The sequence below is a fragment of the Pseudomonas sp. B6(2017) genome, from assembly GCF_002112765.1.
In the GTDB taxonomy this organism is placed as follows: Bacteria; Pseudomonadota; Gammaproteobacteria; order Pseudomonadales; family Pseudomonadaceae; genus Aquipseudomonas; species Aquipseudomonas piscis.
In genome coordinates this window covers 201519-224679 of sequence record NZ_NEIQ01000010.1, presented here as the reverse complement: position 1 = coordinate 224679, position 23161 = coordinate 201519, and the positions used below count along the sequence as shown (strand labels likewise).

General features: G+C 63.3%; 21 protein-coding genes and 1 pseudogene. 10 read left to right on the top strand and 12 right to left on the bottom strand.

The annotated features are described in order from the left end of the window. Positions 1-6: 6 nt before the first annotated feature. A complete protein-coding gene (locus tag CAG11_RS18890; protein WP_085597397.1) occupies positions 7-1785 on the top strand; it encodes an FAD-dependent monooxygenase in 1779 nt (592 codons plus the stop codon). Positions 1786-2072: 287 nt separating this feature from the next. Further along, positions 2073-2819 (top strand): SDR family oxidoreductase, encoded by a 747-nt coding sequence (locus CAG11_RS18885; protein WP_085597396.1) that lies wholly within the window; start codon positions 2073-2075, stop codon positions 2817-2819. Here the strand turns inward: CAG11_RS18885 and CAG11_RS18880 are convergent. After that, entirely contained in the window at positions 2754-3719 is a 966-nt protein-coding gene (locus CAG11_RS18880; protein ID WP_085597395.1) for a LysR family transcriptional regulator, read from the bottom strand. The two genes, CAG11_RS18885 and CAG11_RS18880, sit on opposite strands and share 66 nt — an antisense overlap. A 200-nt stretch (positions 3720-3919) precedes the next feature. Here CAG11_RS18880 and CAG11_RS18875 point away from each other — a divergent pair, with 200 nt between their 5' ends. Both CAG11_RS18875 and CAG11_RS18870 read left to right on the top strand, forming a co-directional pair. Beyond that, a complete protein-coding gene (locus CAG11_RS18875; protein ID WP_085597394.1) occupies positions 3920-5482 on the top strand; it encodes an MFS transporter in 1563 nt (520 codons plus the stop codon). A 109-nt stretch (positions 5483-5591) separates the two neighbouring features. After that, positions 5592-6713, top strand: coding sequence for an AraC family transcriptional regulator (locus CAG11_RS18870; protein ID WP_085597393.1), 1122 nt, complete (start codon positions 5592-5594; stop codon positions 6711-6713). A 419-nt stretch (positions 6714-7132) separates the two neighbouring features. On the opposite strand, the gene CAG11_RS18865 is transcribed toward CAG11_RS18870, so the two are convergent. Beyond that, positions 7133-7663, bottom strand: coding sequence for a TonB-dependent receptor domain-containing protein (locus CAG11_RS18865; RefSeq protein WP_085597392.1), 531 nt, complete (start codon positions 7661-7663; stop codon positions 7133-7135). Between the two features lie 17 nt (positions 7664-7680). Then, a pseudogene (locus CAG11_RS34100) lies at positions 7681-7914 on the bottom strand (sigma factor); the annotation flags it as partial. Positions 7915-8142: 228 nt separating this feature from the next. Here CAG11_RS34100 and CAG11_RS18855 point away from each other — a divergent pair. After that, positions 8143-8439, top strand: a complete 297-nt coding sequence (locus CAG11_RS18855; RefSeq protein ID WP_085597391.1) for a hypothetical protein — start codon at positions 8143-8145, stop codon at positions 8437-8439. A gap of 96 nt (positions 8440-8535) precedes the next feature. On the opposite strand, the gene CAG11_RS18850 is transcribed toward CAG11_RS18855, so the two are convergent. From CAG11_RS18850 to CAG11_RS18840, 3 genes are all read right to left on the bottom strand, one after another. Further along, positions 8536-11046, bottom strand: coding sequence for a TonB-dependent receptor (locus tag CAG11_RS18850; RefSeq protein WP_085597390.1), 2511 nt, complete (start codon positions 11044-11046; stop codon positions 8536-8538). A 155-nt stretch (positions 11047-11201) separates the two neighbouring features. Further along, on the bottom strand, positions 11202-12158 hold the full coding sequence (locus CAG11_RS18845) for a FecR domain-containing protein (RefSeq protein WP_085597389.1): 957 nt from the start codon (positions 12156-12158) through the stop codon (positions 11202-11204). Beyond that, positions 12155-12661: a sigma-70 family RNA polymerase sigma factor gene (locus CAG11_RS18840; protein ID WP_053131522.1), complete on the bottom strand. Its 507-nt coding sequence runs from the start codon at positions 12659-12661 to the stop codon at positions 12155-12157. Before CAG11_RS18840 ends, CAG11_RS18845 begins: the two co-directional genes overlap by 4 nt. A gap of 374 nt (positions 12662-13035) precedes the next feature. On the opposite strand from CAG11_RS18840, the gene CAG11_RS18835 reads away from it, so the two are divergent. Then, positions 13036-14079: a hypothetical protein gene (locus CAG11_RS18835; protein WP_085597388.1), complete on the top strand. Its 1044-nt coding sequence runs from the start codon at positions 13036-13038 to the stop codon at positions 14077-14079. Positions 14080-14293: 214 nt separating this feature from the next. On the opposite strand, the gene hpaI is transcribed toward CAG11_RS18835, so the two are convergent. From hpaI to CAG11_RS18815, 4 genes are read right to left on the bottom strand one after another with little or no spacing between them, the layout of a single operon-like run. Next, positions 14294-15058 carry a 4-hydroxy-2-oxoheptanedioate aldolase gene (gene hpaI / locus CAG11_RS18830; RefSeq protein WP_085597387.1) on the bottom strand — a complete coding sequence of 255 codons (765 nt, stop codon included), beginning with the start codon at positions 15056-15058 and terminating at the stop codon, positions 14294-14296. A 24-nt stretch (positions 15059-15082) separates the two neighbouring features. Continuing rightward, positions 15083-15886: a 2-oxo-hept-4-ene-1,7-dioate hydratase gene (gene hpaH, locus CAG11_RS18825; protein WP_085597386.1), complete on the bottom strand. Its 804-nt coding sequence runs from the start codon at positions 15884-15886 to the stop codon at positions 15083-15085. Then, on the bottom strand, positions 15880-16584 hold the full coding sequence (locus CAG11_RS18820) for a flavin reductase family protein (protein WP_022640491.1): 705 nt from the start codon (positions 16582-16584) through the stop codon (positions 15880-15882). Before CAG11_RS18820 ends, hpaH begins: the two co-directional genes overlap by 7 nt. A 19-nt stretch (positions 16585-16603) precedes the next feature. Continuing rightward, a complete protein-coding gene (locus CAG11_RS18815) occupies positions 16604-17062 on the bottom strand; it encodes a VOC family protein (RefSeq protein ID WP_022640490.1) in 459 nt (152 codons plus the stop codon). A 147-nt stretch (positions 17063-17209) separates the two neighbouring features. On the opposite strand from CAG11_RS18815, the gene CAG11_RS18810 reads away from it, so the two are divergent. The 3 genes from CAG11_RS18810 to CAG11_RS34095 all read left to right on the top strand — a co-directional run bounded on the left by CAG11_RS18810 (position 17210) and on the right by CAG11_RS34095 (position 19427). Beyond that, the gene (locus tag CAG11_RS18810) at positions 17210-17788 is read left to right on the top strand and encodes a MarR family winged helix-turn-helix transcriptional regulator (RefSeq protein WP_201770009.1); all 579 of its coding nucleotides are present in this window, start codon (positions 17210-17212) and stop codon (positions 17786-17788) included. A gap of 111 nt (positions 17789-17899) precedes the next feature. After that, positions 17900-18613 carry a DKNYY domain-containing protein gene (locus CAG11_RS18805; protein WP_085597385.1) on the top strand — a complete coding sequence of 238 codons (714 nt, stop codon included), beginning with the start codon at positions 17900-17902 and terminating at the stop codon, positions 18611-18613. 52 nt (positions 18614-18665) lie between these two features. After that, positions 18666-19427 (top strand): hypothetical protein, encoded by a 762-nt coding sequence (locus CAG11_RS34095; RefSeq protein WP_085597384.1) that lies wholly within the window; start codon positions 18666-18668, stop codon positions 19425-19427. A 24-nt stretch (positions 19428-19451) separates the two neighbouring features. Here CAG11_RS34095 and CAG11_RS18795 read toward each other — a convergent pair whose 3' ends face one another. Then, complete coding sequence (locus CAG11_RS18795; RefSeq protein ID WP_085597383.1) at positions 19452-20486, bottom strand: hypothetical protein; 1035 nt, start codon at positions 20484-20486, stop codon at positions 19452-19454. A gap of 381 nt (positions 20487-20867) precedes the next feature. On the opposite strand from CAG11_RS18795, the gene proP reads away from it, so the two are divergent. Then, a complete protein-coding gene (gene proP, locus CAG11_RS18790; RefSeq protein WP_085597382.1) occupies positions 20868-22370 on the top strand; it encodes a glycine betaine/L-proline transporter ProP in 1503 nt (500 codons plus the stop codon). 71 nt (positions 22371-22441) lie between these two features. Here proP and CAG11_RS18785 read toward each other — a convergent pair whose 3' ends face one another. Continuing rightward, a complete protein-coding gene (locus CAG11_RS18785) occupies positions 22442-23158 on the bottom strand; it encodes a siderophore-interacting protein (RefSeq protein ID WP_085597381.1) in 717 nt (238 codons plus the stop codon). Between the last annotated feature and the right edge of the window lie 3 nt (positions 23159-23161).

Genomic DNA, 23161 nt, shown 5'->3' with positions numbered 1-23161 from the left:
AACACGATGATTGAAACAGAAGTGTTGATTGTGGGGAGCGGCCCGTCTGGGGCTGCGGCGGCGCTGTTCCTGAGCAGCTACGGTATCGAGGTGATGGTGGTGACCAAGCACCGCTGGCTCGCCAACACCCCGCGTGCGCATATCACAGGCCAGCGGACGATGGAGATCCTGAACGAGTTCGGCGTCGGCGAATCGCTGATGGCGAACTCCGTGCTCAACGACATCATGGGCAACACCGTCTTTTGCGAGACGCTCGCGGGCAACGAGATCGCCCGCCTCAAGTCCTGGGGCGCGCACCCCGAGCGGATCAGCGACTACCGGATCGCGAGCCCTTTCCTGCTGTGCGATATTCCGCAGACCTACCTTGAGCCGATCGTGCTTGGCAAGGCCCTGCAGAACGGCGCACACGCGAAGTTCTCGACCGAGTACGTCCGTGCGGTGCAGGACGCGGACGGCGTGACCGTGACTGTGCGCGACCGTCTCGACAATCGCGAATACGCGATTCGCGCGAAATACGTGATCGGCGCCGATGGTGCACGTAGCCAGGTCGCGGCCGACGCGGCGCTGCCGATGATCGGCGAGGAGAACCAGGCTGGTTGCATCAACATCTTCTTCGATGCGGACCTCGCGCCGCTGGTGCAGCACCGGCCGAGCGCGATTTTCCTGATCTTCAGCCGCGCGGCGATGGCGGGCGGCATAGGCGTCGGCGCGTTGCGGATGGTGCGGCCGTGGCACGAGTGGCTTGGCGTATGGAACTACGACATCGATCGCCCGCCGCCGAAGCTGAGCGCCGACGATGCGACCGACATCCTCAAGCAGATGATTGGCGATTACGACACCGAGATCCGCGTGCGCTCGATTTCGACCTGGACGGTCAATAGCCGCTACGCGACGCGCTATTCGAACGGCCGGATGTTTTGCGTCGGCGACGCGGTGCATCGTCATCCGCCTAACAACGGGTTGGGCTCGAACACCTCGATCCAGGATTCGTACAACCTGGCGTGGAAACTGGCCTACGTAATCAAGGGGCAGGCCGGCTCCGGGTTACTCGACACCTATAGCGACGAGCGTGCGCCGGTTGGGCGCGGGATCGTCGAGCGCGCGATGAAGAGCATCGACGAGAGCCGCACTCTGAGTGCGGCGCTCGGCCTGGACCGCGCGGGCGGGCTTGACGACGACTACCTCATGCTGGGCGGCGAGGCCGGGCAGCGCCGGCGCGAGCATTTTTATCGTGCGCTGCGGGCGAAGAACTACGAATTCAACGGACATGGCACGGAACTCAATCACCTGTACCGGTCCGCGGCGATCGCGCCGGATCCGCAGGAACCTCCGCCAGCCGAGGACCCGGACCTGTTCTATCGCTTCCATTCGTCGTTTGTCGCCGGTGCGCGCGTGCCACACGTGTGGCTGTCGTCGCGTGGCACGCAGGTGTCGTCGCTCGAGCTAGTCGGGCACGGCGCATTTACCGTGCTGACCGGCATCGCCGGTCGCGCGTGGGCACAGGCCGCGGCGCGCTGCGCGGTGCAACTCGGCCTGCCGCTGCGGGCCCAGGTGATCGGCCCGGGCGAGGCGGTCGAGGACCTGTACGGCGACCTGCATGCCCGCTGCGGTTTCGACGAGGCGTCGTGTGTGCTGGTCCGTCCAGACGGCCACATCGCATGGATCGGCGCTGCGTCAGGCGACGAGGCGGCCTGCGTGGCGCGCTTGCGCGAGGTGCTGCTGCCGCTGCTTGGCCTGTCGCGCCCGGTCGCGCACGTCGCGCAGCCGGCCCCGACGGTACAGTGAGAGGCTCCATTTGCTTCATGGGGACTCGATGATGGCCCAGACGACCGACTCCTCGAAGGATTTCGTGGTGGTACCGGACAAGTTGGCGGTGGCTACGTCGAACGGTTCGTCCATCGCGAAGTGCTGGCCTCGGTGACCACCGAGTTCAGACACACGCGCCGCCATGCGGTGGGCGTGGACGATCTGCCGGCCCGGCCAATTGGCGCGGCTGCACCGGCACAGCTATGAAACCCTGATCTACGTGGTGCGCGGCGTCGCCCCGTTGTCGATCAATTAAAGGAGGATGCATGGAAAGGCTCAAAGGAAAGTATGCACTGGTCACGGGCGGCACGACGGGGATCGGGTTGGAGACCGCCCGGCAGTTTCTCGAGGAGGGCGCGATCGTCGCGATCACCGGCCAGAACCCCGAGACCCTCGCGGCGGCGCAAAGCCGCTTCGGACGGAACGTGTGGGTGATCCGCAGCGATGCGGGCTCGGTCGCTGCGCAACACGCGCTCGCTCAGGAGTTGCGCGAGCGCTGGCCGCGCGTCGACGCGCTGTTCGTGAATGCGGGCATCGTCACCAGTCACGGACTCGACTTGGAGAGCGAGGAAAGCTATGACCGGCTGATGGCGATCAACGTGAAAGGGCCGCTGTTCCTGATCCAGGCTCTGGCGCCGTTGCTGGCGGAGCCGTCGTCGATCATCCTGTGTGGGTCGGTCAGCGGCCATCTCGGGCGTAGTGGCGTGAGCGCGGCCTATGCGACCAGCAAGGGGGCGCTGCTGTCGATGGGGCGCGCGCTGGCGGGTGAGTTCACCGGCCGGCGCATCCGCGTCAATAGCATCAGCCCGGGCCCGATCCGCACGCCCGCGTTCGACAAGCTCGGGATAGACAACACCGAGCGCGTGTTTGAGGAGGTCAAGGCGATGATTCCGGCCGGCCGGGTCGGGCTGCCGGAGGACGTGGCGCGTGCGGCCGTCTATCTGGCCTCAGACGAGTCGAGCTTCCTGCTCGGCGCTGAAATCGTCATTGACGGCGGCATGGTCTACGTGTGAACGCGTAGCGTCGGGCCTGGTGAACAGGTTCGCATGCAGGAACTCGACGAAGACCCGTAGCTTCGGCGATGGATGCTTGCCGGATGGCCACAGTACGTGGAACGCGCCGGAATTCTGTGTGTATTTGTCGAGCACGATCTGCAATTCGCGCGCGCTTAACGCGTCGCGCACCGCGAAATCCGGCAGGCACGCGATGCCGTGGCCGGCTTTCGCGACATGCAGCAGGGTCTCGATATTGTTGCAGGTCATCCGCGCTGGAAGTTGCAGGCTTTCGTCGAGCGAGTCCGCGCAGAGCGGCCACTTCTCGAGCTTGCCAGTGGTGGGGAAACGGTGCTGGAGGCAGTCGTGCTCACGCAGGTCGGCAGGCCGCTCCGGCACGCCCTTGCGTGCAAAGTAGTCGGGTGACCCGACCAGCAGCAGGCGGTAGACGCCGAGCCGGCGTGACATCAGTCGCGAATCGTTGAGCGTGCCGGTGCGTACCGCTGCGTCGAAACCCTCGTCGATCAGGTCGACGAGTCGATCGGTAAAATCGATGTCGAGTTCGATCTCGGGATAGCGCTGCATGAATGCGGCGATCACGGGCAGCATCAGGTCGCGCACCAGCGGCAGGCTGACACGGAACTTGCCGCGCGGCGCGTCGAGTGTATGCGACAGCTCCGATTCCGCCGCGGTGGCTTCCGCGAGGATGTGCTGGCAGCGCTTCAGGTAGAGCGCGCCTTCGGCGGTCAGATTCATACTGCGGGTACTGCGATGCAAGAGCCTGACGCCGAGGCGTTTTTCCAGGCGCGCAATGCTTTTGCCGACCGCGGACGCGGACAACCCGAGCTGCTGTCCGGCGCCGACGTAGCTACGCGTCTCGGCGACCAGAACGAAGACTGTGATACCGCTCAACCTATCCATGGCTATTTCAGTGCGGAATATATTTCCCGTGACAAAGGAATTGTATGTGATTTTTCTCTCACGTTGAATCTCGTACGCTTGGATCAAACCGGGTGAATCGGTTTATAGGCAATCCGTGCATTCGCATGCGCGACTGCGCAGGGCGTGTCAGCCCGCGCTACAACCCTCATTCCTCTTTCCTACCGAGCCACTGACATTCTATGAGCCAATCCGAGCATCATCCGAAGCGGGGCCACACGAACCTTCTGTTGCTGACCGCCTGCATGACTGCGGTGCTGATTCCGCTCAGCATCGCGGGACCTGTCGTGACCGTGCCGTCGATCAGCCGTGTGTTGGGAGGCTCCGCGGTCGAACTGAACTGGGTTTCTAACGCGTACCTGCTGACTTATGGCAGTGCGACGATGGCGGCGGGCAGTCTCGCCGATGTATATGGGCGTAAGCTGCTGTGGCTGCTTGGCATGCTGGTTTATGTACTGGTGACGGCCGCAATCCCGCTGGCGCCGACCGTGCTGGTGCTCGATGTGCTGCGACTGGTGCAGGGGCTCGGCGCTGCCGCCGCGTTCGCGGGCGCGATGGCAGCGCTCGCACAAGAGTTCCACGGCCGCGACCGTACCAAGATGTTCAGCATGATCGGCACGACCTTCGGGCTCGGTGCCGCATTCGGCCCGCTGGTGGCGGGCTTCCTGGTCGATACGCTTGGTTGGCGCTGGGTGTTCTGGCTGCCCGCGCTACTCGGCGTGCTGGTGGTGCTGTTCGTGCAGATCAGTGCACGCGAGTCGCGCGACCCGAACGCGGCCGGGCTCGACTGGCCCGGCGCGATCAGCTTCACGACCACGCTCGGGCTGTTCACCTATGCGATCTTGCTGGTGCCGGAAAACGGCTGGGGCAGCCGTGTCGTAATCGGCTCGCTGCTGGCGTCGGCGGTGCTGCTCGCGATCTTTATCGCGATCGAAACCCACGTGCGTCGGCCAATGCTCGAACTGTCGCTGTTTCGCAGTGCGCGCTTCATCGGCGTGCAGGTGCTCGCGGCCGCGCCGGCCTATACCTATGTGGTGCTGATCCTGCTGCTACCGATGCGCCTGATGGGCATCGACGGGCAGAGCGCGTTCGAGGCCGGATGCTTCATGATCGCGCTGTCCGCACCATTGCTGGTGCTGCCGTTCGTCGCAGCGTATCTCGCGCGCTGGCTCACGGCCGGGGTGATTTCCGGCATTGGCCTATTGATCGCGGCGGTTGGGCTCGCGTGGCTCGGCGTCGCGATGGCGTCCGGTACGCTCGCGAACTCGGTTGCACCGCTGATCGTGATCGGGGTGGGCATTGGCCTGCCATGGGGGTTGATGGACGGGATGGCGGTCAGCGTCGTGGAGAAGGAGCGGGCCGGCATGGCGACCGGCATCTTCAACGCGGTGCGCCTCACGGCGGATGGGGTGGCGATCGCGGTGGTCGGTGCAATCCTGTCGGCGCGAATCCTCGGTGACCTGAGCCGCGCGGGGATCGCGGGTGCTGAGCCCACCGTGCTGAAGGAGGCGGCGAACCGGCTCGCGATCTCGGATGTAACGCACGCCGTATCGCTGCTGCCGGGCGCGGCGCGTGAGCTGCTGCTGCAGGTATATAACGCGGCCTTCGAGTTCCAGTTCTATCTGCTGGCAGGGGCGGCCGTGATCACGGCGCTCGTGGTGTTCGCTGCACTAGGATCAGTACGGACGCACGAGGAATCCGAGATGCCGTTGCCGGACTCTTCGTTGAGCAAAGACGTCGGCTGAGCGTTGCCCAGGCGTCGAGGGCGCCTGAATAGGCGACGGGGCGACCATCTGCCTTGCACGTTCGGACAAGTATTTTTAGTGTCAACCTACAAGAATAACGAGACACATCATGGAAGAAGTGCAAGAGATGCGTACGGAGGCGTGGGGCACGCCGTGCATGCCCGTGCTGGCGCTCGAGACCGGCCGGCGCAGCCTCGCTGAGCCCCCAGCCTGGATAGGGGGCAAGCGCGACGGCTACCAGTTTTCCACGCGAGACTATCCGAGCGAGCAGCGGGTCGAATCGTGGGTTGGGCACAATCGGCTGCTCGAACTGACGATGCACGGCGTGCAGGCGGGCTGTTTCGCGTTCGATCAGGTCGATGTACCGTTCGGGTCGATGGTGCTCGGCTTCCGGCGTTTCGAGAGCACCACGGCGGCCGCGCCATTGAGCTATCGCTTCGAACGGACCGTGGCGTTGATCCGGCAGGACGGTTTCGATTTCTTCTACCTGCTGCTGAATCCCGTCGGCACGTTGCGCTATGAAATCGACGGGCGCGGTTTCGAGCAGCCGTGCGCGTGCCTGGCGCTGCTGGACATGTCGAAGCCATTCAGCGCCACGGTGCCGGAGGGTGAATCGGTGATCCTCATCGTTCCGCGCAGCATGATTCCGGTATCGGCGAGCTTGCTGCACGGCCAACTACTGAATTGCCACGCGAGCCTACTGCTCATCAGCCAGTTGCAACTGGCCGTGCGCTACCTGTCGGTGCTGCGCGCGGAGCAGATCGCGCACGTCGCGCAGGGCACGCTGAGCCTGCTGCACGCCGTGTTCCAGGATGCCGACACGATCGAGCAGTCTGCACAGGGCGTCGATCACCTGAAGCACGAGCGCGCGCGGCAATACATCGAGACGCACCTGGACTCGCCCGACCTGAACGTCGAGCAGATCTGCCGCGAGGTCGGGCTGTCGCGATCGGCGCTGTACCGGCTGTTCACGCCGATGGATGGTGTCGCCACCTATATTCGCCGGCGCCGGCTCATCAAGATTCGTACGCACCTGCTCGCGCATCAGGTGTCGCACCGGACCATTTCCGAACTGGCGTATCGATATGGGTTCAACAGCCCGACGCAATTCTGTCGCGCCTACAAGCAGTATTTCGGCTATACGCCACGGGAAAGTCGCCTGATGGCGGCGGTAGGGCGTGCCGATCCGTCGCGGGGCTATAGCGCGTGGTTGCGCGCTAGCGGCCTGTGACGAGCTGCTCGACGGTGAGTTGGAGGTCGAGGAGTGCACGCCGATGTTCGTGCGCGATGGCGCAGTCGCTGGAGGTGGGCGAGCGTGTCGAGCTGGCCAAGGTCGGACTGTTCGCGGACGATCACTGCTGAAGCGCGTAGGCGAGGAAACCTACCGGCTGTGCGGCGAAGACCTCGATGGTGTCGTGACGCTCAGCACAGGTTGTGTGCGGCGATCAAGCACTGCCGACACAATACAGGCCCTCGCACCGTCTGGTGCGGTGTTTGGTCGAAGTATCGACCCAAATTGACATGTGGCTGCACCTGACAAGTCACGTGTCTCGACTCCCTGGGTATTGCGCCTGCTGCCCCATTGTCCTCCTTCTGCGACCTTCCTCCAGCCGGCCTGGCCGCCGGTGATGTCGGATATTGCCCACCAGCTCAGAAGCTGTATTTCATACTTGCCATCAGGTTGCGTGGTTCGCCATGGAACGTGGAGGTGTAGCTGCCCATGCCACTGAAGTACTTGCGGCCGGTCAGGTTGTTCAGGTTGAACGTACCGCGCAGCTTGTCAGTGAAATCATATGCGGCCATCAGCCCAAGCCGCGTGTAGGGCTTTTGCTCGAAGTGGGCATCGATGGCATTGGCACCAAAGCCCAGGCTGGTGTCGTAGTAGATCTTGCTCTGCCAGGAGATGTTGCCACCCACGGTCATGCGGTTGAATGCGCCCGGCAGTCGGTAGGTGGTGACCACGCGCAGTATCTGCTCGGGCTGAGTGGTGCCGACCTTGTTGCCGTCCTGGTCTTCGGAGTGGCGGTAGGTATAGCCGCCATGCATGTTCCAGTCGGGCATCAACTCGCCGGAAACCTCGACTTCGAAGCCGCGGGTGGAGACGCCAAGGCATCGAGGCAAGCTCGGTGAAGTTCGGTATGCCGCCAAAACGAGCAGAGTACGCGGCTGGCGATCAAGCATAGAAACGCCCTGGGCTCCTCAATGCTCGCCAGTTGGGTGGGTTTCAAGGTTCTCAGGAAGGTGTCTTGAGTCAGGTCTTCGGCATTGGCATGGCAGCCCAATCGGCGCCATAGCCAGCCTTGCAACCAGCGATGGTTTTCACTGTAGAGGCGGTCAAAGTGTCGAGTGTGCTGGAGGCTTGAATCGGGCAGTGCTGATAGCCCCAGCCAGACGACATTTTCCCAATCCCGCCTAGGCGATAGACCCGACATCCTGCGCTCCGCCGACGTCATGCAGACCAGGCGGTGGCATGGCCAGTGCCCAAAGCCTGCTAGGCAATGGAGACGTCTGTGCGAGCGGCAAGATAAACCCGTGGCGAGGCTGTAGAGTGGCCCCCTCTATCGGTTTGGGGGCACAGCATGGCTGTCTTGTACCGCGATGCGGCTTGTTGAGGCCCCTCTGTACCGCAAACATCTTTTCCACTGGCGGAATACTCATCAATGACTGATCAGTTGATCTCGACCTTCATCGAGAAGTGGCTGGACTTTGACCTGCAACTGCGTGAAAAACGCGGCCTCGATTGTGGTTCGCTCGAGGTGCTGATGGACTTGCTGGAGCAGATCGAGATCGGGCTGGAGGGGCAGGGCAGCAATCCCAAGAACCTGGCGGGGATCTTCCTCGATATGTGGGGCTCCATGACGAGCAGCGCCGATATGTACGATCAGGATATGCAAAGCAAGATCTATCAGGCGGCCGATCATCTGGCCGATTGTGCCAGGGGCATCTGTACGGGGTGATCTGCGTTGGGGGTTGTCGGCGCGCTGCGCCGCTCTTTCATGGGGCTCGCGACCGGTGGCTCTCACACGCTGGCGTGGTAACCACCGGCTGCAGGATCAGAACTCGTACTGGGTGGTAAGCAGGAAGTTGCGAGGATTGCCGTACGAAGCGCTGCGGAAGTTCTCATCCAGCGCGCTGTAGTACTTCTTGTCGAACAGGTTGTCGACAGTGGCGGTGGCCGACAGTTTCGGGGTGAACTGGTAGCGGGCCATGACGCTGGCGACGGCATAGTCATCCTGCTTGACCTTGACCGGGCTGTTGAGCTGCCAGTTGTCCGCAGTGAAGTGCATGCCGCTCTGCCAATTGACTCCGCCGCCGATGGTCAGCTTGTCCAGTGGGCCTGGCAGCTGGTAGGTGCTCCACAGCTTGAACATGTCGGTGGGGATGGTGGTCTTGGCCCGCTCGCCATTCTTGTCCTTGACCTGCGAGTAGGTGTAGCTGGCCAGCAGGTTCCAGCCTGGGCTCAGTTCACCGCTGATCTCCATGTCGATGCCCTTGGTCTTGGTCTTTTCCGCCTTGTAGGCCGTCACGGTGCCGCCGCTGCCTTCGATCGTGCCGTCGCCGACCGCGTCGTTGTCCAACTCGATCTCGAACAAGGCGATGGCGGTATTCAGGCGTGCGCCGAAATATTCGCTTTTCAGGCCGATCTCGTAATTGTCGCCCTCGCGTGGGTCCAGCAGCTTGCCTTGCCGGGTGCGGTAGGGCTGGGGCTTGAAGATGCTGGTGTAACTGGCATACACCGAGTGCACGTCGTTCAGGTCATAGACCACGCCGGCATAGGGCGTCACTTCACCGGAGACCTTGACCGAATCGTCGGTATTCCACTTCACCATGTCGTAGGTGTTGTAGTGCAGCATCGCGCCGTACTTGTAGTCGCTGACACGAGCGCCGAGGATCACCGAGAGGTCGTCGGTGGGCTTCAGGCGGGTGGCCAGGTAGGCCCCGGTCTGTCGCTGGTCGATGTTGTCGTCTTCGCGGGTGAAGTTGTACGACGCGCTCGGGGCGTGGTTGTCCCAGCTCCAGACGTTCACCGGCTTGCTACTGACGCCGTTGTCGCTCTTGCCGTTGGCCAGCAGGTTGCCGAAACCGTTGCGGCGGTTTTCGTAGGTCTGGTAGTTGAAGCCCATCACCAACTCATGCTCGCGGCCAAGCAGCTCGAACGGGCCGCTCAGGGCTATGTCCACGCCGCGCTGCTGCTGGGTGTTGTCGCCCTTGGTGGCGGTGTAGTTCAGGCCGCTGCCGGTTGCAGGATTGAGGAAGCCGGTGGTGGTGCCGACGATGATCGAGTCGTAGTCACGTGTGCCGTACAGGTAGTTGGCTGCCACCTTGAGGGTCCAGTCATTGGCAAGCTTCTGCTCGAGCGAGGCGAAGGTGTTGACCGACTCCTGGCGGTTGCTGCTGTCGCGGCTGGCGCCGTTGTATGAGCGCGGCATGTTGTACTGGAAACCATGGCGACTGATGCTGCCGACCACGGGCAGGCCGGTGGTGGAAAAACCGCGTTGGTCATTGTTGAGGTACTCGACGCCCAGGGTGAACAGGGTGTCGGGGGACAGGTCCATCTCGGTCACGCCGTAGAGGATGGTCTTTTCCTGCTGCAGGTGGTCGGTGAAGCTGTTGCCTTGCTGGTAGGCAGCCACGGCGCGGCCGCGAACGGCGCCGTTGTCGGTCAGCGGGCCGGATACATCGACCTCGGTACGATATAGATCCCAGGAGCCGAGCCCGGCGCTGACATGGCCCTGGAAGGTGCTGGTGGGCTTCTTGCGTACCATGTTCACGGTACCGGAGGGATCGCCAGCGCCGGACATCAGGCCGGTGGCGCCCCGGACTACCTCGATCCGGTCGTAGATGGCCATGTCCGACAGCGCATGGGGCATTGCCTGGCTGAAGGCGAAGGAGGTGGTCGGCACGCCGTCGTACTGGAAATTGTCGATGGGCAGGCCACGAGAGTACACATACAGGCGGTCGCTGCCGGGGCTCTGCACATTGAGGCCCGGGGTCTGCTCGAGCACCTGGCCGATACTGCGCAGGTTCTGGTCTTGCATGCGCTGCTTGGTCATCACGCTGACCGACTGCGGCGTCTCGCGCAGGCTCAGGTCGAGCTTGGTCGCGGTGTTGGTCTGGCCGGTGGTGTACGAGCCGGTGCCTTCGGTCGTCGCGCCGAGGCCGGCACCGGTCACCGTCGTTGTCTTTAGCTGCAGCGCTCCTGCGTTGTCCGGCGCCACTTCCACGGCATAGTTGCCCCCGCTGTTAGTCGCCCGCAGACCCGTGCCGGCTAGCAGGTGGGACAGGCCCTCTGCCACCGGATAGCTGCCATCGAGGCCTGGGCTGCGCTTGCCGGCGGTGAGCTGGGCATCGACGGAAAGCAGGATGCCGTTCTCGCTCGCGAAGCGGTTCAGGGCTTGATCCAGGTTGCCCGCGGGAATGGCGTAGCTGCGGGTTTGCTCGCTGGCGCAGGCCGGCGTCTTGGGTATGGCAAACAGCAGGCCACCGCTGAGCAAACCGGCGAACAGTACGCGCTGAACCGCAAGGCTCAGCCGGGAACGGGGAGTGAGGGGCAGATGCGGCATTCTGGATAATCCTCTTGAGAATGCTTCTTAGTTGAGTTCAAGAGGTATCCCGGGCCAGTTGGCAAAACCGACAAGCTGCAGCGGTTTTTTTTAACCTGTGGCACAGAAAGGGCGGGTGACTCACCGGATAACGCGCGTTAAGCGTGCAGCACCCTCTAAGCAGGGCCGACGACCACCCAATAGCGTGTCAAGCTGCGGACCTTCACTGGCAGCGACTGCTGCAATGCAGCCAGCACGCGGTCGGTGTCTGCCAGGGGGAAGACCCCGGTGAGCGGCAGGCTGGCGACGGCCGGCTCGCAGCGCAGCATGCCGGGACGATGGCGAGCCAGTTCAGCGATGAACCGTCCCAGCGGCATGCGCTCGGCGATCAGCCGGTTATCGTGCCAGGCGATGGCGTTGCGGTTCGCCGGGGTCATATCGCCCAGTCGGCTGGCGTCGAACCAGCGGCTCTGTCCAGCTTGCAGGCGTGTGGCGGGTGCTTGGCGGGGACGCAATTCCAGTTCGCCTTCGAATAGCTCGACCTGGCAACCGCCATCATGCTGGTACACGGAAAAGCGTGTGCCCAGTGCCTGGATTTCCCCGGCGACGGTTTCCACGATCAATGGGCGCTTGGCCGGATCATGGCCGCTGTCGAGCAGCAGTTCACCAGCCAGCAGTCGAATGCGCCGTTCGCTGGCGCTGAACAGGATGTCCACGGCGCTGCCGCTGTTCAGGCTCAGGCTACTGCCATCGGACAGGGTGCGCTGCAGGCGCTCGCCCGTGCCGCTTCGCAGGTCTGCCATGGCCTCGCGCCAGGGGAGTTGCGACTGGACGAGATAGCCACTGCCTCCGGCCAGCAGCAAGGCGCCGACGAGCTTGAGCGCATGTCGGCGGCGCGCATCGGGCAACTCACTCAGAACAACTCGAGCGGTGTCTGCTGGTACGCTGCAAAGGGTGCTCTGCAGATGTTCCAGGCGTAGCCAGGCGCGCTCATGTTCGGGGTCGGCGGCACGCCATGCAGCCAGGCGCCGCAGCTGTTCGTCATCCAGTCCGCCGTTCCATTGCAGCATGAGCCAGTGGCTTGCCTGCTCGACGATGGCGGGGAGGATAGGCGCTTCGCTGGCGGTTTTCATTCGGCGTACAGCACTTGGTAGCAGGCGGTGATGGCCCGCAGCATGTATTTCTGCACCGAGCTGACGCTGACCCCCAGACGCTCGGCGATCTGGGCATAGGTCAGCCCTTCGAACTGCGACAGCAGGAAGGCCTTGCGCACCTTGGTCGGCATGCTGTCGAGCATGGCGTCGATCTGCATCAGAGTTTCGATCACGATCGCGCGGGTTTCCAGCGAGGGGCTTTCCGGTTCGGCCATGGCGGCCAGGCTTTCCAGATAAGCCTGTTTGATGCGTTGGCGACGCCACTGATCGATGACCAGGTTGCGGGCGATCTGCGCCAGGTATCGACGGCCCTCGCCCTGCTCCGGCAGGCGTCGCTGCACCAGCAGGCGCAGGAAGGTGTCCTGAGCAATATCGGCTGCCCGCTCGCGATCGCCGAGGCGGCGGCGCAGCCAATCCTGCAGCCAGTTGTGGTGGTTGCGGTAAAGACTATCGAGCGGTTGCAACAGGGAGTCCGTGGGCACTTTCCTCTTCCCATGAATGAGGTGCAGATAAGAATGAGTCGCGATTGTAGGAGGGCGTTCGGTTTTTGGAAACAGGCGCAATAGACATCAGTTGAACATCACGCAAGAAAAAACTGGATGTGAGCCCGATCCAATGAAGGCGGCCGGAATCCTCTGCGGGCGGCGCTGGACTTGAAGCGGTCCGCTGAATGCCCACTGGGCAACAGGTTCGAGTTGCCGTCCAGGGGCAGGGGACGGCTTTGCGCGAGGAGCGAGGGGGGGCGCTCGCACCTGCAAGTCATCCGGCGCACTCTGGCAAATATTGCGCTGCGCCCCCCAAGCCAGTGATCATGGCCGTTCGAGGTTCCATACCAACGCCTATCAAGGATCGATACATGAAACTGTCCTGTCCGCGTTTTACCCTGCCCGCTGCACTGCTTCTCTCTCTTTCCCTTTCCGGCTGCGTGTCCGACCTCGGTTCGGGCGCCTACGGCAGCATGGACGATCCGCGCTACGCGCAGTTGCTGGACCAGGTGGACGCGGCGCTGAAGGCGAACATGGCGGTGGTGCTGGTGGCCGACGTGATGCCGCACAAGTCGCTGAGCGATGCGCTGACCATGACCCAGTGGACGCCGACAGCGATCTGGGAATACGAGAAGGACCCGAAGATCACCTTCGGCCGCAAGTTCCAGACCAACGCGCTGCAGAGAAAGCCTGGCGAGACCTACCTGTTCAAGGCCTTCGAGGTGCATATCCTGCCCCCCGGCAAATACCTGCTGACCGGTGGCGACGACTACCAGATCCACGGCTTGCTCGACCAGATCGGCGCCCGTAGCGGCCCGCCCGGTTCGGGTCGTGGCGCCAATGGCACCGCCTACCTGTCCCCCGAACTCTATCGCGAGTACTACCGGGAAGAGGTCTGGAAGGACGCCACCTATGGCAGCGAGATCAAGACCGAGAAGGTCTGTACCACCGTGCACGTGGCGTCTGGCGCCTGCGTGGCCTGGGGCGAGCAGCAATATACCCAGACGACGCAGGGCTCTGGGGCCGGGTATTACCAACAGACCGATTCCCGCGATGTGCCGTCGATCAAGGTCCAGGCGCGCCTGCCGGTCGACAAGGCGCTGGCCAGCTTCACCCTCCAGGGCGGGCAATTGCTGCTGGCCCCGCGCATGCACCTCAAGACCCCTGGCTACAAGTACCAGCAGTCCAAGTGCCGGGCGATCGATCCGAAGAAGATCGAGTGTCCGCTGGACAACCTGACCGTCTACACCTGGCCGGCGCCCATGAGCTTTACGCAGAATCTCATCGAGCAACGGGTCCTGAGCGACAAGCACCGGCAACTGCTGTCCAGGCTCCAGCCCATGCAGATCACGCCGCTGGGCAAGCAAGGCATGGAAGACCCGATCTGGGGCGTACCGTTGTCGTTGTCCAAATAGCGGCGTCGAGCCCAGGCCCTCCAAGGCCGCCGCAAGACGACCTTGAAGGGCTTGCCAGCGCAGTGCAAAGGCCGGGTTTTTTTCATCTGCCCCGGCCCTGGCAGCAGGTCCTTTCGCTTCCCTTCGCCAGGTTGTGTCTCGAGTACCGCGGCAATCTCCACCCGCAGCAATCATCGGGGCATCGACCCGCAGGCCGGGTATCCCGGCCCCGGGGTCAAGGCACCTGGCCAAATGCTTCCCTGAGTGCCTTGGCGCCACTCACCAGCAACCCCACATCGGAGCCCACGGCGACAAACACGGCACCCAGCTGCAGGTAGCGCCGGGCCATGGCCGCGTCGCTGGTGAGAATCCCGGGGGCCTTGCCGGCCGCGCGGATTTCCCGGATGGCCCCTGCGATGGCCTCCTGCACCTCGGGATGTGCCGGGTTGCCCAGGTGACCGAGGGAGGCGGCCAGGTCGGCAGGCCCGATGAACACGCCATCGACCCCCGGGACCCCGGCAATCTCCGCCAAGGCCTGGATGCCGGCCCGGCTTTCCACTTGCACCAGGGTGCAGATCTGTTCATCGGCCGTCGCCAGGTAGCCAGGGATCTGCTGCCATCGCGAGGCGCGGGCCAATGCCGCTCCCACGCCGCGGATGCCATGGGGAGGGTAGCGGGTGGCGGCAACGATACTGGCCGCCTGCTCGGCGCTTTCCACCATGGGAACCAGTAACGTCTGGGCCCCCAGGTCGAGCAAGTGCTTGATCTCCACGGCATCGTCGCTGGCCGCCCGGACCACCGCATGGGTAGGGGACGCCGCCAGGCACTGCAACTGGGCCAGGGTCGATTGCAGCGTATTGGGAGCATGTTCGTTGTCGATCACCAACCAGTCATAACCGATGCCCCCGAGCATTTCCGCGGTGTACCCGTTGGCCAGGCCGAGCCACAGGCCGATCAGGGGAGCCCCCGTCACCAGGGCCTGCTTGAATTCGTTATGCATGACTATCTCCTGCACATGCAGTGCTCAGATAAAACGGCAGCCCACGCTGCCCAATGGACCGAAGTCGGCGTGGAATGTATCGCCGGCCTCCGCCCGCACCGGGCGAGTGAAGGAGCCGGACAGCACGATGTGTCCTTTTTCCAGGGCGGTGTCGAATACCGCCAGGCGCCGGGAGAGCCAGGCAACGCCGTTGGCCGGATGGTTCAGCACGCCAGCCGCCAGGCCGGTTTCCTCGATCACGCCGTTGCGCAGGAGCATGGCGCCGATCCAGCGCAGGTCCAGGTCGTCGACGCGCACCGGGCGCCCGCCGAGGATGATCCCGGCATTGGCGGCGTTGTCGGAAATGGTATCGACCACCTTGCGCGGCCGCTGGGTGTCGCGGTCGAGCTGTTCCGAACGTGCATCGATGATCTCCAGCGCCGGCACGACATAGCGCGTCGCATCCAGCACATCCAGCATCATCACCTCCGGCCCCGCCAGGCGACGATCGAGGATGAAGGCCAGTTCGACCTCGACCCGGGGCAATATCAGGCGCTCGCGGGCAATCTCGCCGCCATCGGGCCAGAGCATGTCGTCGAGCAGCACGCCGTAGTCGGGCTCGTCGATCTGCGAGGCCATCTGCATCGCCCTGGAGGTCAGGCCGATCTTGTGCCCGATGATCCTCCGGCCACGGCCCAGTTTCGTCTCGACCCAGGCACGCTGGATGGCGTAGGCATCGGCGATGGTCATGTCCGGATGGCTCAGGGAAAGCTGGCGAATCTGTTCGCGCGAGCGTTCGGCGGCATCCAGGCGATTGGCGCATTCCTGTATTTCATGGGCATTCAGCATCGTTCTTTTGCGCCTGTTTGCGAGGTGGATGGTTCCCGCCAGGCCAGCAGTTCCTGCTCCCGGCCCTGGGCCTTCAAGGACTGCCAGGCCTGTGGCGTCGGTGTCGGCATCTGGAAATCCGCAGACACTTCGCAGTACCAGCCGGGGCTGTGCAGCCGGCCGATCAAGGCCATGGACGTCGGGTCGATGAACATGCGGGTCACGTCGATGATCGCTTCCTCGCACAGGTGCGTACCGACGATGTCGGCGAGGATGAAGGTACGCACGCCGTCGATGTCGATCAGTTGGCGAACCCGGCACTCCATCGAGCAAGGGCTCGAGGCGATGCGTGGAATGCTCACTTGCTGGCCGGGCAGCATCTGCAGGCCGGCCTCGAGGGCCTCGTTGACCTGGGCATCGAAATCGATGGAGGTGACGGTCATGCGCCCGGCCATCGGGGCCGAGACCAGGTTAACCACGAACTCCCCACGCTCGATGATATTGCGCGCGGTGTCCTTGGGTTCTCCCGAGCGCGAGCCGATGCACAGGCACAGCAGCGGTGGGTCTCCCGACATCACGTTGAAAAAGGAAAATGGTGCGACATTGACCGCCCCCGATCCATCGCAGGAACTGACCCAGGCGATGGGGCGGGGGATCACGGTGGAGTGCACCAGGTTGCTGCGCTGCTCCGGGCTCAGCGCCTTCATATCAAAATACATGGCTATGTCCTGAACGGTTTCAGCGATTGGCGGTGGGGGTCTTGTCCTGGTTGGCCGAGTCGACGCCAGGGCGCCGCTCGCTGGCCTGGTGCAACTCGATGAGGTTGCCGGCCGGATCGCGCAGGAACAGCTGTTTCAAGGAGGGCGAGGCCACATTGTCGAGGGTGAAGTACTCGATACCCCGCTCCACGAGCACCTTCTCGGCTGCCAGCACATCCTCCACCGCAAGCGCGAAGTGGTTGGAGACCGGGTCCTGGTCAGGGCGCTTGGCGTATTGCGAAACGCCATCGCACCCGAGGATGTGCAACTGGGTGCCATTGGGCAGGTTGAACCACGAGCCGTAGATACCCGGGATCTTCCAGCGGGCCGGGTCCTGGGGCAGTGAAAGGACATCGCGATAGAAGTCCAGCATGGCATCGGCCTGGGCGTTGTTCACGCCGAAGCCTACGTGGTGAAGCTCAACAACTTTCACGGACATTGCGTTTTCCTTGTTGGTTTGCACGCGCTGGCCCCGGGAAGGGGCGTGATAGCAATATCGAAATATAGTACGAGTGACGTACTATACGAATAAAATACTATTTCCCCTTGGTATGATTGGCAACCTCCTCATTGACCCATGTCGCCCATGTCCCGCTCAAAACCACCTGCATCCAAGCCTGTCGCCAGTCCCGAGCAAGGCTCCGGAACATCTTTCGCCGCATCCGCCGCGACCCGTCCCCACCTCGCCCTGATGCGCGATACCGCCGAAGGCGCGACCGATCGATCCCGTGCCGGATTGGGCCTGCTGATGCTTTGGCTGTGCGATGACATCGAGCAACGCGCCAATGCCAGCCTGGCGCCGTTCGGGCTATCGGAAAGCAAGTTCGACCTGCTGATGTTCTTCGGCCTGGCCGAGCGGGGCCTGATAGAAAGCCAGGCGGTCACGCCGTCCTACATCGCGGATTACTTTGGCGTGACCCGTTCGACGGTGACTGGCCTGCTGGATTGGCTGGAGAAGCGCGACCTGCTCAGGCGCCGCCTGAGTACCGAGGACCGGCGCAGCTTCGCCCTGGAGTTGACCGAGCAGGGGCGCGAGTTGCTGGAGCGGTCCTTGCCGGTGTTCTGGGGGATGTGCGAATCCCTGACCAGCAGCCTGGACCAGGACGAATGCGCGCTGCTGCAAAAGGTTCTTGGCAAGCTCTGGGTGCAGTTGAAAGCGGATTGAGATCAGTCGCCCGCAGGGCTGCAAGGCCATCCGCTGTCGCCTGCGCCTGTCTAGCGCCCCCAAGGCCAGATGGCGTAGCCTCGCCCTCATTTCGCACCAGGGATCGCTTCGATGATATGGAAAAAGCTGGCCGCACTCCCCGAGCATAAGTTCGTCGGTGCCTACGGGATCCAATACTGGGCCATTCGCGAGGGCAAGGTCTGGCATCAAGGGCGCAAGCTGGCGGCCGCTGATCCGCAGACATTCGAGTTCTGCGAAGAGCAGTATTTCCTGGGCCGGGATGCTTCCTGCATTTACCACGCCTGGAGCCGCTTGCCGAAAATAGACCGCGACAGCTTTCGCCGAGTCGGCCTGTATTGGCTGGACCGGCAGCATGTCTACTTCGAATATGAAACCTCGTTCAAGGCCCTGCGGGACGTCGATCCCGGCAGCTTTCGCCATGTGGGCGGCAGTTACGGCGCCGACGACCACAGCGCCTGGTACTACGGCCGGAAGATGAGCGGCAACCCACGCTGCATGGCCTTGCGGGTCATTGCCGAGAACGACCTGTATGCCTGTGATGGCGAGGCCGTCTACTACGATGGCAAGCCGCTCAAGGGCGTGCTCGCCGCACAATGGCGAATCCTCACCGAGGAGTTTTCGGGTGATGGCAAGAACCTCTATTTCGCCGAGAGAAAACTGGCGCGGGCCGACTTTGCGACCTGGCGGCATGTTCATGGCGCCTGGTCGAAAGACCAGCACCGGGTCTTCCACATGAATCTTGTGATCAAGGACTTGGCGCCCGAGGGCTTCGATGAAACCCAGGCCAGGCAATTGTCCAGATGATGGCGCCTGCACTCCAGGCCCTGCGCCCATACCAGCCAGGATGATCCGCCGTATGTCCAGCACCGACCAGGACCACCTCCCTGACCCCATGCCGGGCGAGGTCGCAGAGTTCATTGCCGCGGCCATCGTCACCGGCGACCTCGAGTTGCCGGATAGCTATCCGACGCTAGGCGAGTGGGCGCGCTTCCAGATCGGCTATCGCTCCCATGGCCTGACCGGCGAAAGCCTTGTCGCCTCTACCTGCGGCGCCTGGCAGCCGGGCTGGTACGTGATCGCCAGGAACTACTTCGACGATCCGTTCTTCATCGATATCCATGAGCAGGCCGCGGGCTTTCCCGTGTACTTTGCCCGGCATGGAGCGGGTCATTGGGAGGCGACGATGATCGCCCCCAGCCTGCAGGGTTTCGCCCAGTTGCTGTCGGCATTGCACGAACTGGCCCCGGCAAGTCCGCAAGCCCTGCGCTTGATCGAGAATGAAGCCGACCTGGCCCTTGAGCTGTGGCGCGAAGTCCATCGGCAACGCAGCGAGTGCGACCAGCCGGCAGAGCCGGACGCCGAGCAGCAAGTGCTGGACCAGAGCCTCTACCAATGCGGCCAATTGCTCATCACCGGCATCGGTCCGCAGAAGATCAAGGTGGTGAAGATTTTCCGCGCCGCGCTCGATGTGCCCCTGGCACAGGCCCTGGCATTGGCGCAGCTGGACGAAATCCTGGTCGGCAGTGGCTTGCGCATATGCCTGCTGGCGCTGCAAGAGCAACTGCAGGCAGCAGGGGCAACGGTGGAGTTCCGGCCCGATGGCGAGCCGGTTCCCTAGGCCGGGTGCGGTGCGGCGACGGGTCTACTTGCCTGGTTTCTTAAGGCTGACTGGCAGGCCCCACACCAGGTCCTCCATGCCTTTCTCACCCAGTACCTGGGTCTTCATCGGCTGGATGCGCGCCAGTACCTGGCGGCCTGTCTCGGAGAGTTTCGGTTGCTCGTGATCGATGAACTTCTGCGTAAATTCCATGGGGGCGGGGCGCATGTAGACCTGGATGTCCCGCAGGGCGCACTTGATGTTCTGCGTGTCCACGGCCTTGCAGGTTTTCGGGTCGTAGTGCACGCCCGGAGTCTTCAGGTGGAAGCGGTCGCTGAGCAGGATCTGGCCCGGCTTGATGGTGAAGGCCAGCGGGGCATAGGCGTCGGGTATCTGCGCTTGCAGCTTGATGGACTGGACGTCCTGGATCTTCGTGCCTTCGGTCCAGCCGCCCTGGGAGACCTGCTCGCGCTGGGTGTAGTTCTGTTGTGACCAGCTCACGCATTGGCCGGACGCCATGTGCACGGCACTGCAGACGTTCTGGGAGTAGGTCCTGTCGGCATAGGAGGCATCACGCCAATAGTCTTCCTTGACGAACCGGCGATACAGCACGGCGGACAGGTTCACCGCGCCCAAGGGCGTGGCCCCCGGCTGGCCCTTGGGCGCCTTGATGTCGGCCAGGGTGCTGTCGATCTTGTAGTCGATCCCGCCGGACAACAAGTAAGTCCCCGGCGGGATGATGTTGACCTCGAGGAAGTCCCACAGATAGACCGCCTCCTTGATCTTCTCCAGGTCGTTGTTGGCGAAGGCCTGCATGTAGGCGATGCCGGGCATGTCCTTGTTCTTGAAGATGACCCGGTGCGAATAGCTGGAAAGATCGGTCACGCTCTTGTTGGGCATCAGCGCCGGCACCAGCACCACGGACATGCCTTCGCGGGTGGCCTGGTCGAGCATGTCCAGCAGCTGGTTGGTGGGGTTCTGTTGCGGCGGGCTGGCAGGGCCGCCAATCGAGGCACAGGCTGCCAACAAGCTGGCGGGGGCCAGGATCGCCAAGGAACGCAGGCTTTTTAGAATTTTCATTGGATGTCCTTATCGGCACTAGGCCATGTCTGGGTACTGGGGTTGCGGCGACCGAAGTTAGTGGATGGGCAGCACCGTGAGTTCCAACCTGCCGTCGACTGGATCACTGTCGAACAGCCTGATCGGCGTTTTCAATAGCACTAAAGCCCTAGGGATGGAAAGCGCAAGGCGCCCTTGTCGTCCGGCCTGCCAGCAGGCACCACGGGACAAACAAATCGCCAATTGCCATGGACAGTGAATTTTTTCGGATTCCTGGCTATCTGATGGCATGGAGCCCCGGCCGGTAGAACACTGGTCATCTCGCTGTCAGCTCGTACCTGCCACCATTCGGGCCCGGGGCAAAGGTATGCATGAGCACAGTCCAGCCATAGGGAAACTGCTATGAAGTCGCGCAAGAAAAGGGTCAAGCCGATCGGCTTGAAGGACATCACCATCGTCGACGACGCCAAGATGCGCAAGGCGATCACCGCCGCCGCGCTGGGCAATGCCATGGAGTGGTTCGACTTTGGTGTCTATGGTTTCGTCGCCTATGCGCTGGGCAAGGTGTTCTTCCCCAATGCCAGCCCCAGCGTGCAGATGATCGCCGCCCTGGCGACCTTCTCCGTGCCATTCCTGATCCGGCCCCTGGGCGGGTTGTTCTTCGGGGTCCTGGGCGACCGCTACGGACGGCAGAAGGTCCTGGCGGCGACCATCGTGATCATGTCCCTGAGCACCTTCGCCATCGGCCTGATCCCGTCCTATGCCTCGATCGGCATTTGGGCGCCGATCCTGTTGTTGCTGGCCAAGATGGCCCAGGGCTTTTCCGTGGGCGGGGAGTACACCGGCGCCTCGATCTTCGTCGCCGAATACGCCCCGGACCGCAAGCGCGGGTTCCTCGGCAGCTGGCTGGACTTCGGCTCGATCGCCGGCTTCGTCCTTGGCGCGGGCCTGGTGGTGCTGATCTCCACCATCCTGGGTGAAGAGAAGTTCCTCGAATGGGGCTGGCGCCTGCCGTTCTTCCTGGCCTTGCCACTGGGCCTCATCGGCCTCTACCTGCGCCATGCCCTGGAGGAGACCCCGGCCTTCCAGCAGCATGTCGAGAAGCTCGAGCAAGGTGACCGCGAAGGCCTGGCCTCGGGCCCGGCGGTGTCGTTCAAGGAAGTGGCGACCCAGCATTGGCGCAGCCTGGTGACCTGTGTCGGCGTGGTGGTGGCGACCAACGTCACCTACTACATGCTGCTGACCTACATGCCCAGCTACCTGTCGCACAACCTGCACTACAGCGAAGACCACGGGGTATTGATCATCATCGCGATCATGGTCGGCATGCTGTTCGTGCAACCGCTGATCGGCTTCATGAGCGACAAGATCGGACGCCGGCCCTTCATCATCTTCGGCAGCGTCGGCCTGTTCGTGCTGGCCATCCCGGCCTTCATGCTGATCAACAGCGGGGTGCTGGGGGTGATCTTCGCCGGCCTGCTGATCCTGGCCGTTTTGCTCAACTTCTTCATCGGCGTGATGGCCTCCACGTTGCCGGCGATGTTCCCCACGCGTATCCGCTACAGCGCCCTGGCCAGTGCGTTCAACATCTCGGTGCTGATCGCCGGCCTGACCCCGACGATCGCCGCCTGGCTGGTGGAAACCACCCAGAACCTGTACATGCCCGCCTACTACCTGATGGTGATTGCGGTGATCGGCTTGATCACCGGTATTTCCATGCGCGAGACGGCCAACAAGCCATTGCGTGGCGCGGCTCCGGCGGCGGCCGATATCGAGGAGGCCCGGGAGTTGCTGCAAGAGCACCACGACAACATCGAGCAGAAGATCGAAGACATCGATGCGCAGATCGCCGAGCTCGAGGCCAAGCGCAAGAACCTGGTGCAGCAGCACCCGCGGATCGACTAGGACCTGGGGCCCGGCTCGGCGCCGGGCCCACGGCTGGACGTCGTGCCCCAGGGAAGAAGCAGGAGGGCGCTTCAGTCGCGGTCGCGGTGGTCGGCGACGCCGCGCATCCAGTAGCCCTTGCTGCGTACCAGGCGGCGCTGGATCGAGCAGGCGTCGGTGAGGTAGTCGCGGACTTCGTTGATCGCCTGGGCTTCGGCGGCGATCCAGAACTGCCCGACCCCCGAAGGCAGCTGGAGCTTGTCGATGCCTTCGAGCAGCAGGTTGGTGGTGTGCGGATGCTCGTCGCGGAACATCCATTCGTAGTTGACCGTGGCCAGGGTGTCCATGGCCTGCAGCTCGGTCATGCTCGCAGCTTCCAGCACCACCACCGCGCGGTCGCCGGGGGCCAGGCTCTCGAGGATGCTCATCACCGCCGGGGTGCCGGTTTCATCGGCGGCCAGCAGCAACCATTCGGCCTCTTCCTGGGGCTGGAAACCACCACGCAATGCCGAGCAGCCGATCCAGTCGCCGACCCGGGCCTGTTCCGCCCAGCGTCCGGCCGGGCCATGGCCATGGCGGACGAAATCGATATCGACGCTGGACGCTTGCCGATCATGCCGGCGGATGCTGTAGGCACGGCTGGCGGGGTTGCCGCCATTGGGCAGGAACAGCTTCAGCCATTGGGCCGGCTGGCACTCCAGGTCGCCGCCGAACAGCTCGCCCCTGAAGGTGACGCGCCGTACCAGGGGGGTGAGGTCATGGATGGCGGTGACTTCGATGTCGTACTTCATTTTTTTACGCAGGAACATGAA